14 protein-coding genes are annotated in these 16,196 nt (G+C 39.4%); 9 read left to right on the forward strand and 5 right to left on the reverse strand.

What is annotated here, in order from left to right:
- Window positions 1-45: 45 nt before the first annotated feature.
- Window positions 46-1,698 (reverse strand): LVIVD repeat-containing protein, encoded by a 1,653-nt coding sequence (locus tag HYG79_RS17065; protein WP_179243270.1) that lies wholly within the window; start codon window positions 1,696-1,698, stop codon window positions 46-48.
- Between the two features lie 150 nt (window positions 1,699-1,848).
- Window positions 1,849-2,499 carry a rhomboid family intramembrane serine protease gene (locus tag HYG79_RS17070; RefSeq protein WP_179243271.1) on the reverse strand — a complete coding sequence of 217 codons (651 nt, stop codon included), beginning with the start codon at window positions 2,497-2,499 and terminating at the stop codon, window positions 1,849-1,851.
- A 57-nt stretch (window positions 2,500-2,556) separates the two neighbouring features.
- On the opposite strand from HYG79_RS17070, the gene HYG79_RS17075 reads away from it, so the two are divergent.
- From HYG79_RS17075 to HYG79_RS17090, 4 genes are all read left to right on the forward strand, one after another.
- On the forward strand, window positions 2,557-3,468 hold the full coding sequence (locus HYG79_RS17075; protein ID WP_179243272.1) for a lysophospholipid acyltransferase family protein: 912 nt from the start codon (window positions 2,557-2,559) through the stop codon (window positions 3,466-3,468).
- Window positions 3,469-3,573: 105 nt separating this feature from the next.
- Window positions 3,574-5,241 carry a formate--tetrahydrofolate ligase gene (locus HYG79_RS17080; RefSeq protein ID WP_179243273.1) on the forward strand — a complete coding sequence of 556 codons (1,668 nt, stop codon included), beginning with the start codon at window positions 3,574-3,576 and terminating at the stop codon, window positions 5,239-5,241.
- A gap of 92 nt (window positions 5,242-5,333) precedes the next feature.
- Window positions 5,334-5,987 (forward strand): hypothetical protein, encoded by a 654-nt coding sequence (locus tag HYG79_RS17085; protein ID WP_179243274.1) that lies wholly within the window; start codon window positions 5,334-5,336, stop codon window positions 5,985-5,987.
- 949 nt (window positions 5,988-6,936) lie between these two features.
- Window positions 6,937-8,562: a carboxypeptidase-like regulatory domain-containing protein gene (locus HYG79_RS17090; RefSeq protein WP_179243275.1), complete on the forward strand. Its 1,626-nt coding sequence runs from the start codon at window positions 6,937-6,939 to the stop codon at window positions 8,560-8,562.
- Window positions 8,563-9,066: 504 nt separating this feature from the next.
- Here the strand turns inward: HYG79_RS17090 and glmM are convergent.
- Window positions 9,067-10,455 (reverse strand): phosphoglucosamine mutase, encoded by a 1,389-nt coding sequence (glmM, locus tag HYG79_RS17095; protein WP_179243276.1) that lies wholly within the window; start codon window positions 10,453-10,455, stop codon window positions 9,067-9,069.
- Between the two features lie 74 nt (window positions 10,456-10,529).
- Between glmM and HYG79_RS17100 the strand changes: the two genes are divergently transcribed.
- Genes HYG79_RS17100 through HYG79_RS17115 form a run of 4 tightly spaced genes read left to right on the forward strand, consistent with a single transcriptional unit; the run spans window position 10,530 to window position 14,467 of the window.
- Window positions 10,530-11,126, forward strand: a complete 597-nt coding sequence (locus tag HYG79_RS17100) for an acyl carrier protein phosphodiesterase (protein WP_179243277.1) — start codon at window positions 10,530-10,532, stop codon at window positions 11,124-11,126.
- A 19-nt stretch (window positions 11,127-11,145) separates the two neighbouring features.
- Complete coding sequence (gene ggt / locus HYG79_RS17105) at window positions 11,146-12,837, forward strand: gamma-glutamyltransferase (protein WP_179243278.1); 1,692 nt, start codon at window positions 11,146-11,148, stop codon at window positions 12,835-12,837.
- 11 nt (window positions 12,838-12,848) lie between these two features.
- Window positions 12,849-13,769 (forward strand): ATP-grasp domain-containing protein, encoded by a 921-nt coding sequence (locus tag HYG79_RS17110; protein ID WP_179243279.1) that lies wholly within the window; start codon window positions 12,849-12,851, stop codon window positions 13,767-13,769.
- Window positions 13,766-14,467, forward strand: coding sequence for a hypothetical protein (locus tag HYG79_RS17115; protein WP_179243280.1), 702 nt, complete (start codon window positions 13,766-13,768; stop codon window positions 14,465-14,467). Before HYG79_RS17110 ends, HYG79_RS17115 begins: the two co-directional genes overlap by 4 nt.
- On the opposite strand, the gene HYG79_RS17120 is transcribed toward HYG79_RS17115, so the two are convergent.
- Both HYG79_RS17120 and HYG79_RS17125 read right to left on the reverse strand, forming a co-directional pair.
- A complete protein-coding gene (locus HYG79_RS17120) occupies window positions 14,464-14,991 on the reverse strand; it encodes an ion channel (protein WP_179243281.1) in 528 nt (175 codons plus the stop codon). The genes HYG79_RS17115 and HYG79_RS17120 overlap by 4 nt on opposite strands.
- Window positions 14,988-15,548 carry a transporter substrate-binding domain-containing protein gene (locus HYG79_RS17125; RefSeq protein WP_179243282.1) on the reverse strand — a complete coding sequence of 187 codons (561 nt, stop codon included), beginning with the start codon at window positions 15,546-15,548 and terminating at the stop codon, window positions 14,988-14,990. Before HYG79_RS17125 ends, HYG79_RS17120 begins: the two co-directional genes overlap by 4 nt.
- Window positions 15,549-15,769: 221 nt before the next feature.
- Between HYG79_RS17125 and HYG79_RS17130 the strand changes: the two genes are divergently transcribed.
- On the forward strand, window positions 15,770-16,195 hold the full coding sequence (locus tag HYG79_RS17130) for a GNAT family N-acetyltransferase (RefSeq protein ID WP_179243283.1): 426 nt from the start codon (window positions 15,770-15,772) through the stop codon (window positions 16,193-16,195).
- Window position 16,196: the final 1 nt, after the last annotated feature.

Raw genomic sequence — 16,196 nt, forward strand, 5'->3', positions numbered from 1 at the left:
AACAGCTTGGGGCTTTGTATGTATTATTCCATTCTATTTTTTTTTCTAGAACTTGTTACGAACATCCCTAAATGTACCTGTAACCGTTGAATTGGCAGGTCTAGAAACTGTTCCAAAAACGTTGACTACCGAATCATCTCCTAGAAACTCAATGGTGGCGCCATCATTCATTATGATATCTCCATAAACGGTCAAATTACCCTCTACCCTTAAGGTTGCACCTTCGGTAACGGTTATATTTCTCCTTTGTCTATTTCTACCAACGACCATGGTACCGTTTAATTCAAGAACCCTATTGTCGTTGATGTTCACATAATTTCTAACGGTCCAGGAGCCACAAAGCAATAGCTCGCCATTTACATCTATTCGCTGTAATCTTTTTCCTCTGCTACCGCTATTGTAAGCAAGAACTGAACCAGTTTCCGTATTTACGTTGGAATTACCTCTAAATTCCGTAGTAGTCGCGCAGCGTTCGACCAGACTATTCGATGGTCGGTTCAATTTTACGATCTGTAAACCGTTTGTACCGGACGCAGCAAAAATATAATCCCCTTTTGAGGCAACATAGTTGATAGAACCGTTCAATTGTATGATTCCGTAAGGGTCAGCTGAGCTACCTTCGCCCTCCGACAAACATAATCCCGCACCGCCATTGGCCATGAGGACAATATCGTTGTTCGTGGCAACGGCATTGGTCACGACATCTTGTTGAGCAACGTTTTCCGGATCTAAAAGAATTGGGATATGCTCTATGAATTGCCCGGTAGTACCGTTATATACACCAGCACCTTTTGAACCTTCGGACACTAATATATTTTCGTTCATAAAATCCAAAGTACGCTTGGCAGAAGGTCCAAAGTCTGAACTTATAGCAATCTCGCTGGTCGTACTAAGGTTTTGGTCCAATATCTTGACACCCGTACTGGCATCCAATACTGCAATTTTACTGTCACTAATGGCAACCGAACGTAAATCGGCAAATGGTACTTCATTTAAGGCCTCTAGGCTATTTTTATCATACGCTTTTACAAAACCGTCCCTTCCACTGGTAACGAGTACCTCATTGCCTGAAATTGCCACATCATTGGCATTGAAACCTTCTTGAAATCCGTAAGAAATACCAGAACTTAAATTAAATCGCCCGTTCGAGACCGGTATTTTGGCAACGAAGGAGTTGGAAGTAGCGGTTACCGACTTTTCGGCATCCACTCCCCCAACAGCATATACGTAACCGTTGTCATAGGCGATAGAATTTATATCAGCATTGGTGTAATACAACCTGCCGGTAACCCTGGGATTGTTCGGGTCACTTATATTAATAATGTCAACACCACCGGCATAGCCACCTTCTACGGTATTGTATGAAACATATGCATAATCACCGTCGATAAAAACATGTGTAGCCCCTAAATTGGTAGCACCATCATATGAAGGTGCTTCAATTTGAGCGACCAGGGTAAGTGGGTAATCACCGACTTGTTGATTGGCACCACCTCTAGCGGTTTTACCGGTAATTTGGTCTTCCTCGTAAATGTCAAGCACACCTGCATTGTCAAAATTGATGCTGGATTGTAATTTCGCTTCGTTTTCTTCTATGGAAATATCATCTTGAAGTCTATCTTCAAAAACTGTAGTTTCATCACTACAGGAAATAGCTATAAAGGATATAGCTAACAAAAGCTGGGAAACTCTTTTCATAATAAGTAGGTTTTTGTTAATTAGATTTGGGACCTAATTCACTGTTAACGACAAAATTCCAAAAAGTGTATATTTTCCTACTTTTTTTTCGACCAAAAGTAATAATTACTGGTGCAAAATGTATTTGATCGGTGAAATACCGCTATGTTTTTAGATTTTACCCATCTTTTCCATAACGAAAAGGATGATTATGGGAACCGCCAAAAGCAATACCATGAGGGTTTCCGTAAATATCAAATCCGGTTTAAACAATAAGGTGGTCAGGTAACCGCCAATGGCACCGCCAAAATGTGCCGTGTGACCAATATTTCCCAATCGGCTTTTCATCCCGTAGATGGAGTATAATAGGTAACCGATACCGACGACATACGCAGGAATGGGTATGGGAATAAACATCAAAAATAAACTCATTCCAGGTTGTAATAAAATAGCCGCATACAATATTCCGGTTACCGCCCCACTTGCGCCTACGGCGCTGTAATAGGGTTCGTCTTTATGAAAAAACAAGGCTAAAAGGCTACCCGCGATCAAGCTGACCAAATAAATGGCAATAAATTTACCGGGGCCGAACCAATTGATGACCACATCGGCGAAAAAATACAATGTAAACATGTTGAAAAACAAATGCGCCAGATCCACATGTAAAAAACCGGAAGTAACCATGCGTTCCCTTTGGCCCGCCTTTATTTGACCGATACCGAATTTATAGCGTTCAAAGAAAGAAGTATCGTTAAAACCCTTAATAGAAACCAATATGTTAGCGGCGATTATGGCCAATGTGGCATAGTGCAGATTATCCATGAAACAGCGATTAATTTTCACTTCAAATATAGCTATATTTGTTGCACTAAATAACGTATGCAACTACTCGTTTTTATCTTGGCCTATCCATTATTGTGGTTAATTTCCATACTGCCTTATCGACTGTTCTATGCATTCTCCGATTTTGTGTACTTTGTACTATATCGCATTGTGGGCTATCGAAAAAAGGTGGTCAAGGACAATCTTAGATTGGTATTTCCATCTAAAACCAAAGAGGAATTAAAATCAATCGAGAAAAAGTTTTATCGTCATTTATGCGATTCTTTTTTGGAAATGGTAAAGACGATGAACCTTTCCAAGGCAGCGGTAAAAAAACGCTACGACATTCAAAATGTTGAAGTTATACAGGAGATAGAAAAAACAAAAAGCATTTTAGTGGTATGCTCGCACTATGCCAATTGGGAATGGAACGTTAGCCTCAACAATTATGTACAGGCCAAAGGATATGCGGTTTATACCAAGATCAGCAACAAGTACTTTGATGCGTGGAGCCGTAAGGTTCGTGCCCGATGGAACACCAAACTGATTACCCAGGAAGAAACGGTAAAGACCATTGTAAAGAACAAGCAGAACAATGTCATAGGAATATTCGGAATGGTGAGCGATCAGTCGCCCCAAGTAATCCGAGCCCAATACTGGGCAGATTTTATGGGCATACGGGTACCGGTCATCAACGGGGCCGAGACACTGGCCAGAAAATTAGATCTGGCGGTAGTGTTCCTTAAAGTTTCAAAAGTGAAACGTGGCTACTATAAAGCGGAATTCACACCTATAACGACCGACGCAAAATCAACCGAGAAAAATCAAATTACCGATACGTTCTTAAGAATGGCCGAGCAACAGATATATGAAAGGCCAGAGCATTACCTGTGGACGCATAAACGCTGGAAACATCGTGGTAAGGAGCATTTGAGTCCCGCAGCAAAAAAACAGCAGCGTACCAAATAGTGCTTCTAGGTGTTGTTTGTCATCAAACTTATCGATATTTTAGGCTATGTAATTATTTTCAAGCCACTCTCAGACAGCTGAAAATATCCCTAATAGTCAAGACTTATGACCGATATAGAAATCGCACGCAAAGTAACGCTTCGACCCATTGAACGGATTGCTGAAAAATTAGGACTTCCAACAGATGCCATTGAACCGTATGGAAGATATAAAGCGAAAATTCCTTTAAAATATATTGATACCTCTAAAGTAAAAAGGTCTAACCTTATCTTGGTTTCCGCAATTTCCCCTACTCCGGCAGGAGAAGGTAAAACCACCATGTCCATCGGATTGACAGAGGGATTGAACCGCTTGGGCAAAAAGGCGACCGTGGTGCTTCGGGAACCCTCTTTAGGTCCGGTTTTCGGCATCAAAGGCGGAGCAACCGGTGGCGGATACTCCCAAGTGCTTCCTATGGAGGACATTAATCTTCATTTCACGGGAGATTTTGCCGCAATCGAAAAAGCTCATAATTTACTCTCGGCTTTAATCGACAATAATATTCAAAGTAAAACCACTTCGTTGAACCTTGATCCACGCACGATTTCATGGAAACGGGTCATCGACATGAACGATCGCTCATTGCGTCAGGTTATCGTCGGTTTAGGAGGCACAGGTTCGGGTATCCCAAGAGAAACGGGATTCGATATTACCGCTGCCTCGGAGATTATGGCGATTTTATGTTTAGCGGAAAATCTGCCAGATTTAAAAAAGCGTCTCGGAAATATTTTTGTTGGCTATACCTTTGACAAGACCCCTGTTTACGCTCGTGACCTGAAAGCCGAAGGCGCAATGACCGCCTTGCTTAAAGATGCGATTCAACCTAATTTGGTACAGACGATTGAGGGGAATCCGGCGATTATTCATGGGGGACCTTTTGCCAATATCGCCCAAGGCACCAATTCCGTCATCGCCACACGAATGGGTATGACCTTTTCGGAATATACCGTTACGGAGGCAGGCTTCGGATTCGACTTGGGTGCTGAAAAGTTTTTCGATATCAAATGTCAAAGTGCGGGGCTATCGCCCAAAGCTGTGGTCTTGACTACCACGATCCGGGCTTTGAAATACCACGGTGGTGCAATCTTGGATGCGCTTACAACCGAAAACTTGGAGGCTTTGGAAAAAGGCATTCCCAACCTTGAAAAACACTTGGAAAATATCAAACAGTTCAATGTAAAACCTGTTATTGCCATAAATCGTTTTGTTTCGGATACTGATGCGGAAATCGATTTAATCAGAGAAACTGCCAAACGACTTGATGTTAGAGTTGCACTTGCTGAAGGCTGGGCCAAAGGAGGCGCAGGCACCTTGGAACTGGCCAAAGAAGTTGTTGAAATCGTTGAAGCCGCAACTGAGGATTTTACACCGATGTATGACTGGGAACTGCCCGTCAAAGATAAAATCAAGACTATTGCCACCAAAATCTATGGAGCGGAACATGTAGATTATACCAGTCAGGCGTTACGTGATTTAAAAACCATACAAAATCTAGGATTGGAAGGATTGCCTGTCTGTATCGCTAAGACTCAAAAGTCTTTATCGGATAACCCAAAATTATTGGGCAGACCCAAAAACTTTATCATTACCGTTCGAAATATCGAAATCGCAGCGGGTGCGGGCTTTTTGATTCCCATTACCGGAAATATTATGCGTATGCCCGGACTACCGGCAAAACCTGCATCGGAGAACATTGATATTGATGATCAAGGGAATATAACGGGGTTGTTTTAAGGCTTTTGTTCTTGGATTAAAAATTACTATTTTACTGTATGTGTAAAATTCAACTAATAATTAGATTCAATTATTGTAGAGTTTTTAATATAATGAAGGTAGTCTTTAAAATACTATTTGTAATTCTAATCGCATTTACATTTAGTTGTCAAAATTCTGAAATAAAAAAACCAAAAAAACAGTTGGCTTCAATTGAGTTTGGAAAATACAATAATCAAAATGATAACTTGGGCGTAGAACTCGAGTTAAGTAAGTTTAAAAATTTCCGAGAATTGTTGAATCGAACTGAAGAAGTAGCTTGTAATGATAGTCTACCAAAAGTCAATTTTAGAACGGAGAGAAAATTAAAAACAGTATACTTCTATAATCCATGTTGGGATAGGTATTTATGTATCTTTATCAAACAAAAGAATACAATTAGAATCCATAATGATACGATAACTAAGTCATGGGACTTACATTATCCCCTAGATAGTTTGGAAAATGTTTTGAGAAGAGACATTGAAAACTATGGCGAAAATCCAATGCTTGCTGATAATCCTAAAAAACTACTCATCTACATCTCTTATGACTCAAACGGACTAAAGAAATTACCTGAAACCTTGGATAAGCTTACCGAAGCTTACTACAAAATTACAGACACTACTAATATTAATATTTGGTTAGATGTAAAATTTGATGTTCCTCCGCCACCACCTCCTTTTAACGAACCAGAATATATTGAGGAAATAAAGTATGTAGAATAAATTACCACAAAACTTATAAATAAAATAGACTTAGACTTAAGAGATGTTATACGTATTTTCATAAAATCTGTAAAATCTTTGGGATTTGGATAGAAAAACCGAAAGATTTCGTTAAGTGCGTGGCGGAAACTAAACATAAGCTTATACTATTTGTCACTAAACCGCTGGTTAACATTAAAGTGATAATATGAAAAAATGGAATTTAAAAGTAAAAAGTAATCTACAAGAGATAAGTCAGAATTTTGAATCCGCACTTAAATCTAAAAATGAATTCGTATTTGATTTCAATAATGACAAAAGCAACTCTATAAAATTCAAAATACGTAAATGCATCCAATATGCTTGGCATTTAATTTTTATAAACAATGTGGTTGTAGATGGAAAGTTATCAAAAACAGATACTGAAAACGAGACCAATGTAGAAATTTTATTTAGTCAATATTTTTAAGGAGATTAGTTATATTCACACACGCATTTTTGGCACTAAGTCTCCTAATTGGTATCGTTCTGGGTAAAATCAATGTTGCTTCAACATATGTTTTTGGCGTATTAACTTTAGTAATAGGCATTGTATTATGGCTTGCAGTCCGAAAAAATATGAAAGAAATGTTAAAGAATACAAAATATTGATTTCTAAAATATTAGAGTCTTAAAGGAATAAACAACTTGTTGCAATGCGTTTTAAAATAAATTGACCTAAGCTACTATACCAAACGATTGTCCAAGGCCATCAATTAATATCGTCAGTGAAAGGCATTGAGCTAAACCGGAAACACATATACTCCAACATCAAGCTGCGACCCATGATTGAACTGAATTTATTATGTTTCGAAGAAAAACCGAAACGTATTTGATGTGGTCGTTGTTCTTAATTTTGAAAATTGTAGTGTTCTGAATATATTAACTAAAATGTCAATTAATTTTAGCTACAAAAAATATTGAACATATTATGCACTACAATAGATTTTTTCTCCTTCTATTCATTTTATTCCCAATAGCGGGACAAGCGCAGTCCAATAAACCATACCCCTATTATATCGAAGGGTATATTTATGATACCGAAAGAGAAAAGCCTATCCCTTTTGCTACAATAAAAGTTAAAGGATGGGCCATAGGAGTCGTGACCAATAGAAACGGAAGTTTTAAGGTTCCTGAGAAGTTCTCAGAATTGAACGATACTTTGATTGTTACATCCATGGGATATGAGACCAAAGTAATTTCAATACAACAAATGATGGCCCAGAAATCCAATGTCATTTTTTTAAATCCACATGTTTATGGATTGGAAGAAACAGTCGTGTATGCAAGCAAGAAAAAGAAAAGGAAGCTTAGCACTAGGTCTATCGTTAGAAAAGCGATTCGCGCTATCCCGGATAATTTTCCAAACCAACCTTTTAGTTTAACAGGCTATTATAGAGATTATCAATGGCATGAGAATGACTACCTAAACCTAAACGAAGCCATACTTAGCATATATGATAAAGGCTTTGAAAGCAAGGATCAGCAATCAACACAGTTTGCCCTACATAGTATCTTGGTTAACGAAAATTTTCCCAGGGACACCATATCCAACAAGCCTTATGATTATGAAAACAGAAATAAGGTCATAAACAACGCAATTCTAAGTTCATATGGCGGGAATGAGTTACGAATACTCAGGGTGCATGATGCTATAAGAAATTATGAGGTTAACTCGTATGCCTTTGTTTATAAGTTAAAAAGTCAATTCTTGAGTGGCCATAGTTTTGAACGTGCAAAGGATATCTTTCTTGATGACCTTCCTTTTTATAATATCACAGTCACCAAGTCCCAAAATGGATATGAGGCGTTTGGTCAGCTTTTGATTGATAAAGAGAACTTCTCCATTTACATGCTGAACTATTCCTTATATTTCAAAGACACTGACGGTAAATCGGTTGAAAGTATCGATGGCCTGGAAAAAGACTTAATTTTTGAGGTCTTGAGTGAATATCGCCCTTTTAGGGACAAAATGTTTTTAAACTATATTACATTCAATAATAGTTTTATTTTGCCAGAACCTCCTCGTTTTTTTATAGAAGAACTACTTGTCAACGTGGCCACTCGAAGGTTGTCGTTGACTTTCAATAACCCCGTGGATGAACAAAAAGCGAATATCATTTCCAATTATGAATTAAAGTTCTTTGGCGAGCCGTTGACCATAAAAGAGGTTTCTTTGGATATAGCAAATCCTCGTACCGTTTTGCTATACCTCGAATTCAAAGATGGGATGAAAGAACGCGATTTCTACAACCACTTCAAAAACTACCAAACCAATAAAGAAGCTGGTGCAAAATTACGTTGCTATGTTATGAACATTACAGACATCCATGGGAACTTGGCGGATAAAATATATGACTACAAAGAGTACCAACAATTCAGGGAATTTTTCACCCAGGAAGTCCAAGAAGATTTTGAAATGCCGAGTACATCCTTTTTCATGAATATGAATAGCCCTGTTTTCGAGGGGCAGCCACTACAAGAAAAAGATGATTTGGAAAACTATTGGATGAACTCCCCTTTAAAAGTTGTTGATGACCTATTAAATGTAGAATAGTTAATGTTCCACCAGTTTTCTTATAAGTTTTAAGATTGTTACTTTTCGTAAAAAGATGGATTTATCAAAGTTTCGTGAACTTAAATAATTACAATTGTAATTATCTCAATGTTAGATAAACCAATATCGGAGCATATGGATATTAATGTTAAAGATATAGAACATATCGAATCTAAGAAGTCTATATACAGGAATACAATATTTTAAATAGAATCGTTTAAAAATGAAATAGCTAGGCACATCAAAAAAATTCACTTAAAAGCTTCAGAACGCTATCAATGGCTCTGAAATATAACTAAAAAGATATTAATGCATTATTTATTCATCGCTTAATTCTCTTAAAATTTATTAATTCGAATTTTACTTTGAAAGAATGTGAAATAGAAATGGAAATAACCGAGTTCGATAATGTAGGTAGTCCAATAGTTTCAGGAACCAACAAAGTAAAACTATAAAAATAAAACTTCACGTAAAATCTCTAATTCAGTTCTCCTAAACTAAGTTCTAAATCCCAGCAACCGCCTTTATCTCTCCAATAATCCGATCCGCTAGCCCATCAGCTTCTTGCTGACTTTTGGCCTCCGTGTAAATGCGGATAATCGGCTCGGTGTTTGATTTACGAAGGTGTACCCAATTTTCGGGAAAATCGATTTTAACCCCATCAATGGTAGAAATATCCTCATCGGCATATTTCTCGGCCATGGCTTTTAGGATTCCATCCACGTCCAATCCAGGAGTCAATTGAATTTTCTTTTTGCTCATAAAATAAGAGGGATAGCTTGCCCGTAGTTCGGCAACCGTTCCTCCCTTTTCGGCCATCAACATCAAAAATAAAGCCGTTCCGACCAAAGAATCCCGACCGTAATGACTTTCAGGATAAATAATACCACCGTTACCTTCGCCGCCAATGATGGCATTGGTGGCTTTCATTTTGCTTACTACATTTACTTCCCCTACCGCAGCGGCTTGATAGGTGCCACCATGCTTTTCCGTAACGTCACGAAGGGCACGGGAAGAAGATAAGTTGGAGACCGTACTGCCTTTTGTTTTACTTAAAACATAATCGGCACAGGCTACTAGGGTATATTCTTCTCCAAACATTTCGCCATCATTACTGATAAAGGCCAAACGATCTACATCGGGGTCAACCACAATACCGAAATCGGCGTTTTCTTTGACTACCAAGTCACAAATATCCTTTAAATGCTCCTTTAAGGGTTCAGGATTATGCGGAAAGTGTCCCGTTGGGTCGCAATACAGTTCCACTACTTCGACACCTAGTTCCCTTAAAAGTTTCGGAATTGCGATTCCCCCAGTGGAATTCACACCATCAACGACTACTTTAAACTTGGCTTTCCGAATCGTATCGGCATCCACCAAGGACAAATTCAAGACTTCGTCAATATGAATATCGATGTACGAGTCATTTTTGGTAATACTCCCTAAATCATCGACTTCCGCGAAAGCGAAATCCTCTTTTTCCGTGATTTCGAGAATCAAAGCTCCTTCGGCCGCATTTAAGAATTCCCCTTTTTCATTTAATAATTTTAAGGCATTCCATTGTTTCGGATTATGGCTAGCGGTTAAAATAATGCCACCATCTGCCTTTTCCAAGGGTACAGCGATTTCCACGGTCGGTGTGGTCGACAAATCCAAATCGATGACATCGATTCCCAATCCCACAAGTGTATAAACGACCAAATTCTGTATCATTTCCCCTGATAATCTTGCATCACGACCTATAACCACTTTCAGGTTATCTTTTTTGGAATACTGTTTAAGCCAAGTTCCGTAAGCAGCGGCAAATTTTACCGCATCTATCGGTGTTAGGTTATCCCCTGGCTGTCCACCGATGGTTCCTCGTATTCCTGATATTGATTTGATTAAGGTCATAATTATTCAAAAGTTTTTGCAAATATAAACGTTAACCGCCTAAACGTATTGCGCTTCTTTGTAAATTCGAAATCATGAATTTTTTGGCCCATATTTATCTTTCTTTTGATAACCCCGAAATTACCTTGGGCAATTTTATGGCGGATAGTATTCGGGGCAACAAGTTCGCACATTTACCAAATAATGTGCAAAAAGGAATTTTACTGCATCGGGAGATAGATACCTTTACCGATTCCCATAAAATACCCAAGAAAAGTAGCAAGCGGTTGCATAAAAACTACGGCCATTACAGCAGGGTTATCGTAGATATATACTATGATCATTTTTTGGCCAAGAATTGGGAAGTTTATTCCGATGTTCCATTAAAGGTTTTTGTGGAGCGTTTTTATGACCTCTTGGAAGAGAACCATGGTATATTGCCCGAAGGTATAAAGCGGATGATGCCCTATATGATAGCGGATAATTGGATTTACAATTATTCCAAGATGGACGGTATCGGAAAGGTTTTAAGCGGGATGAACCGAAGAACAAAAAACCGGTCCAAGATGAATTTTGCCATTCTTGACCTGGAAGAGCATTACACAAAATTCGAAATGGAATTTACTGCCTTTTTTGAGGAATTGATTATCTTTTCAAGGCAAAAATATACTTCATTAATTACCAATATATAAACCAAAAACTTAGTATTCAATGCATCGATTCAAATATGTTTTCCTCTCTTCAATCCTTTTTTTATTTGTCAATTGTAAAAAACATGTGGCAGCACCTACGGGTCTGGTTACCGAAAAGGCTATGGTCGTCTCCGCTCGCGAAGAGGCCTCCAAGATAGGTGTGGAAATCATGAAAAAAGGAGGTAACGCCTTTGATGCCATGATCGCTACCGAAATGGCCCTTGTGGTCGCCTACCCGTTTGCGGGAAATCTGGGCGGTGGTGGATTTATGGTGTATCGCAAGGCAGATGGGGATGTCGGAGGATTGGACTACCGCGAAAAAGCGCCATTATCGGCACACGCTGATATGTATCTGGATTCTTTGGGGAATGTGATTCCCGATATGAGTACCAAAGGAGCAACCGCCGTCGGTGTACCGGGAACCGTAGCCGGTGTAATGGAGGTTCACAAAAAATTCGGAAAGCTCTCTTTGAAAGAAATTTTTGAGCCGGTCATCGCACTGGCCAGAAAAGGGGTCGTCGTTACCGAAAAGCAGGCGAAGCGTTTCGAAAATTATAAGGATTTGATAGTAGAGGTCAACGACAGCACTTTGACCTTTCCCATAAACGCAAAGCAAGGTGACGTAGTAAAATATCCCGTTTTGGCGAATACATTACATATCATAGCCCAAAACGGCCATGACGGCTTTTACAAGGGTGAAATCGCACAAAAACTGGTGGCTTTCATACAATCCAAAGGGGGTTTTATTACCGAGGAAGATTTGGCGAAGTATGAAGCCAAGTGGCGACAGCCCATTATATTTAGGTATAAGGATTTACGAATTGTCTCCATGAGTCCCCCAAGCAGCGGCGGTGTTACCATAAACCAGATTTTTAAGATGATGGAACCATACGATGTGGCCGATTTTGGTCACAACTCGGAAAAAACCGTACAGTTGTTTACCGAAGCTTCCCGCAGGGCTTATGCCGATCGTAATTATTGGTTAGGAGACCCCGATTTTGCCGATATCCCATTAGACGTTTTATTGAGTGACAAGTATTTAAAGGAACGCATGGCAAATTTTTCGTTTGATACTGCAACAAAATCATCGGATGTAGAGCATGGCAAGGTCGAGATTTTGGAAAGCATGGAGACCACCCACTACTCCATCGTCGATGAAGAAGGCAATGCTGTTTCAGTGACAACTACACTTAATGGTGCTTATGGTTCAAAATTATATTCCAATGAACTGGGCTTTTTCTTGAATAATGAGATGGACGATTTTAGCGCCAAACCCGGTGTGCCCAATATGTTTGGGCTCATTGGTGCCGAAGCGAACAGCATTGCCCCAGAAAAAAGAATGTTGAGCAGTATGACCCCTACCATTGTAGAACGGGACGGCAAGTTATGGATGGTCGTAGGAACGCCCGGAGGTTCTACCATTATTACTGCGGTGGCACAGACTATTTTAAACGGTTACGAGTTTGGTATGAGTATGCAAGAAGCGGTCAATGCGCCCCGTTTTCATCATCAATGGTTACCCGATATGGTGATTTTTGAACCGGATGGGTTTTCAACGGAGCTAAAAGAAAAATTAAAAGCAAAGGGGTATATCATCAATGAAGAAAGAACCCCCATAATCGGTAAGGTCGATGCGATTCGCGTACTCCCCGATGGCAGATTGGAAGGTGGGGCCGATAAACGTGGTGACGATACCGCCGTAGGATTCTAAAGCTGACATTGATGCAATTGTACGACATCGTCATTCTTACAGATCGTAGGTATATAAATGCCAAGGAAACCAATACCTATATTAAAAACTTGCTTTTAGAGGACCGTTTGGTTTTTAAGGCATTGGAACAGCAAGGGTTAAAAGTGGCCCGTAAGGCATGGGACGACCCCTGTTTTGATTGGAATATCACCAAATGCGCTCTTTTTAGAACCACCTGGGACTATTTTGATCGGTATGTAGAATTTTCCCATTGGTTAAAATCCGTTTCTTCAAAAACCCAACTCATCAATTCCAAAGAGTTATTGCATTGGAATATAGACAAGCATTATCTGCAGGACCTTGCAAACAAGGGGGTAAATATCCCCAAAACGCTATTTATTGAAAAAGGTCAAAAACATACACTGCATAAAACTGTTGACGAAGCTATAGAAACCCTAGATTTTACTTGCAATGATTATATTTTAAAACCCTGTGTTTCCGGTGCGGCAAGGCATACCTATAAAATGCACAAATCGGAAATTTCGCAACATGAGGCCATATTCCAAAAACTGATTTCGTCCGAAGCCCTAATGTTGCAGGAGTTTCAAAAAAATATAGTTGCGCATGGGGAAGTATCAATGATGATATTTGAAGGGATTTTTACCCATGCCGTACTCAAAGTGGCCAAAGCAGGCGACTTTAGGGTGCAGGACGATTTTGGGGGCAGTGTTCACACCTACGATGCCACAAAAGATGAGATTGCCTTTGCCAAAAAGGTCGTTGCTGCTTGTCCGGAACTGCCCCTGTATGCCAGGGTAGATATTTTTAGGGATAACATGAATAAACTGGCTTTGGCCGAATTGGAAATTTTTGAACCGGAATTGTGGTTCAGGTATTTTCCCAAAGCCGCCACTATTTTGGCGCAAAGTATAAAACGCACATATTTTTCATGAAGAAACTATTTAAAATCACAGGAGTTGTATTGGGCCTTTTATCGATAGGTCTTCTCATTTTTGGTTGGTTTAGCAATGAACCCCTCCCAGAGGGAAAATCTGGCCCAGAAGCAGATGCTTTGGCGCGTACAATGTTGAAAGCCATGAATTACGACAAATATAAAAACACACGGTTTTTGGAGTGGTCCTATCAAGGTGGCACACATCAGTACAAATGGGACAAGGCCATGGGAAAAGTAGAGGTAAAATGGAGCGATTACACCGTAGACCTTGATCTAAACGAAACCTCGAAAAGTATCGCCTTTGAAAACAGTACGGCATTACCACCAAAAGAGAATAGGGACATCGTTAACGTAGCCTGGGAATATTTTAACAATGACTCCTTTTGGTTGGTCGCCCCGTTTAAAGTTTTTGATGAAGGTGTACAGCGAAGCTTGGTAGAACTTGAAGATGGTTCTGATGGACTTTTGGTTACCTACACTACCGGAGGTACTACGCCCGGAGATAGCTATTTATGGAAACTGCAACCCAACGGGTTCCCCTACAGTTTTAAAATGTGGGTCAAAATCATACCTATCGGGGGTTTGGAAGCTACTTGGGACGATTGGCAAATTATGGAAAGTGGTACATTTTTACCGAAATCGCATAAGCTAGGCCCCATAACGCTAGAAGTGGGAAATCCCAAAGCGTACAATTAAATTTCCGTGAGGCCATATTCGCTTAATAATACCTGCCATTCGTTGGTTTCCATAATTTCGAGAATACGTTGCGAAATGGCTTGTTCCAAAACTGTTTGGTCCTTTGCCAAGCCAAAGGCATAAAATTGCACATCAAATTTTACGGGTAAAATATTCAATCTTCCCAAAGTGGAATCCTGTTGTATGCGATATTTTAGAATAGGTTCATCATACATAAAGGCCTCGATTTTATTGTCCTTTAAATCGATCAGCCCTTCTGTCACGTTATCGTATAAATGGATATCCTTAAAAAAATGGGCTTTTAAAAAACCTGTAGTCCCGGTGTTCTTTACCGAGCCGACTTTTCTTTCCTTGAATTCATTAAAGCTATCCGGGTCACTGTTCAACTGGGTTACGGTTAAGCTTGACGCAATACTGGCCGTAAGCCCCGAAATAAACAAAAGACCGGTAAACATTAAGACGAGTGCCGCTATTTTACCAAAACCACTTTTTGGGGCCTTATCGCCATAACCAACGGTAGTCAATGTAACGGCAGACCACCAAAGACCGTCCCAAATGCCCTTTTGATACCGCCCCTAAAATGTTCGGGATTCGCTTTTCGCTCAAAATACCAACCTAAAAATCCGAATAATAGAATAATGGCCAACAAAAGCAACAACCCTTTCAGGAAATTTATATTAAAAAAGCCCTCTATAAATTGATAAATTTTTTGAAAGGAGGAAAGTTCAGCAACGGCTACCGTGGAGTTCGAAGCGTAAAACGAGTGGGTAAATTCCATTTTATTACTACGCTCACTTGTAATGGTCAAGGGGTTTATCGAAACATCAATACTGCCATTCTTTAGGGAATCCAACATAGTGGAAAAACCCATGGGGATAAATCTGTATTTTAAATCCAGGTCTTTGGCAACACGTTTCCACAACCAAATGTTTATGCCCTGTAGTGTGGCGTTTTTATTAATTATGAAGGGTGGCGCCGCCGTATAACCCACCAATAATGTGTCTTTTTGGGTTTGGGCATTTGAAATGCCCACGCTTAATAAAAGCAGCAAAACCATAAGAAATTTTCGTGTGTGTAGCATAATTCAATGTGTATTGTGCAAGAATATGATATCACTATGTCACAGTTCCACTGATTTTTCAATCATAAAATTCAATCAAATTGAAAGAATTTCATCCAAATGCATAATGGATTTCCATATTCATTTTAAATATACAATTTTTGAAAAGCTTTGATAACGGCTATATTTATTTGGGTCCCGAACGAATATTATATCTTTGATGAACAATCAAAACTAGGGTCATGACCATAAAATTATTGCATGCAAAAGAACTTAACGCAACCATACAGTCCCAAGTTGAGGCCTTGTACAAACAACTCAATGCGGTAAACGTACAACGCCCTTTGGAGCAAATTCTTCACGAGAACAACAATGTCATTGTTGCTGTTTGTAGGGATAACGAAGCGGTGGTTGCCATCGCGATGTTATCCACCTACATTATCATTTCGGGCCATAGGGGCATCGTAGAGGACGTTGTGGTAGATTCCGCATATCGTGGAAAAGGCATCGGAAAGAAATTGATGCAAAAACTTTTGGAAGAGGCAAAAAAACAAAAATTGGATGAAATTCTATTGTTTACCGGCCATCATAGGACCGCCGCCATTAATTTGTATAAAGGTTTGGGATTTACACTGCGAAAAAGCGGTGTCTACAATATGAAATTGTAAA

The sequence above is a fragment of the Costertonia aggregata genome (assembly GCF_013402795.1).
Classification (GTDB): Bacteria; Bacteroidota; Bacteroidia; order Flavobacteriales; family Flavobacteriaceae; genus Costertonia; species Costertonia aggregata.

Bases quoted from the DNA above. Each gene is read 5' to 3' on its own strand.
- HYG79_RS17065 (WP_179243270.1), bottom strand. From the start codon at position 1,698: ATGAAAAGAGTTTCCCAGCTTTTGTTAGCTATATCCTTTATAGCTATT.
- HYG79_RS17070 (WP_179243271.1), bottom strand. From the start codon at position 2,499: ATGGATAATCTGCACTATGCCACATTGGCCATAATCGCCGCTAACATA.
- HYG79_RS17075 (WP_179243272.1), top strand. From the start codon at position 2,557: ATGCAACTACTCGTTTTTATCTTGGCCTATCCATTATTGTGGTTAATT.
- HYG79_RS17080 (WP_179243273.1), top strand. From the start codon at position 3,574: ATGACCGATATAGAAATCGCACGCAAAGTAACGCTTCGACCCATTGAA.
- HYG79_RS17085 (WP_179243274.1), top strand. From the start codon at position 5,334: ATGAAGGTAGTCTTTAAAATACTATTTGTAATTCTAATCGCATTTACA.
- HYG79_RS17090 (WP_179243275.1), top strand. From the start codon at position 6,937: ATGCACTACAATAGATTTTTTCTCCTTCTATTCATTTTATTCCCAATA.
- glmM (WP_179243276.1), bottom strand. From the start codon at position 10,455: ATGACCTTAATCAAATCAATATCAGGAATACGAGGAACCATCGGTGGA.
- HYG79_RS17100 (WP_179243277.1), top strand. From the start codon at position 10,530: ATGAATTTTTTGGCCCATATTTATCTTTCTTTTGATAACCCCGAAATT.
- ggt (WP_179243278.1), top strand. From the start codon at position 11,146: ATGCATCGATTCAAATATGTTTTCCTCTCTTCAATCCTTTTTTTATTT.
- HYG79_RS17110 (WP_179243279.1), top strand. From the start codon at position 12,849: ATGCAATTGTACGACATCGTCATTCTTACAGATCGTAGGTATATAAAT.
- HYG79_RS17115 (WP_179243280.1), top strand. From the start codon at position 13,766: ATGAAGAAACTATTTAAAATCACAGGAGTTGTATTGGGCCTTTTATCG.
- HYG79_RS17125 (WP_179243282.1), bottom strand. From the start codon at position 15,548: ATGCTACACACACGAAAATTTCTTATGGTTTTGCTGCTTTTATTAAGC.
- HYG79_RS17130 (WP_179243283.1), top strand. From the start codon at position 15,770: ATGACCATAAAATTATTGCATGCAAAAGAACTTAACGCAACCATACAG.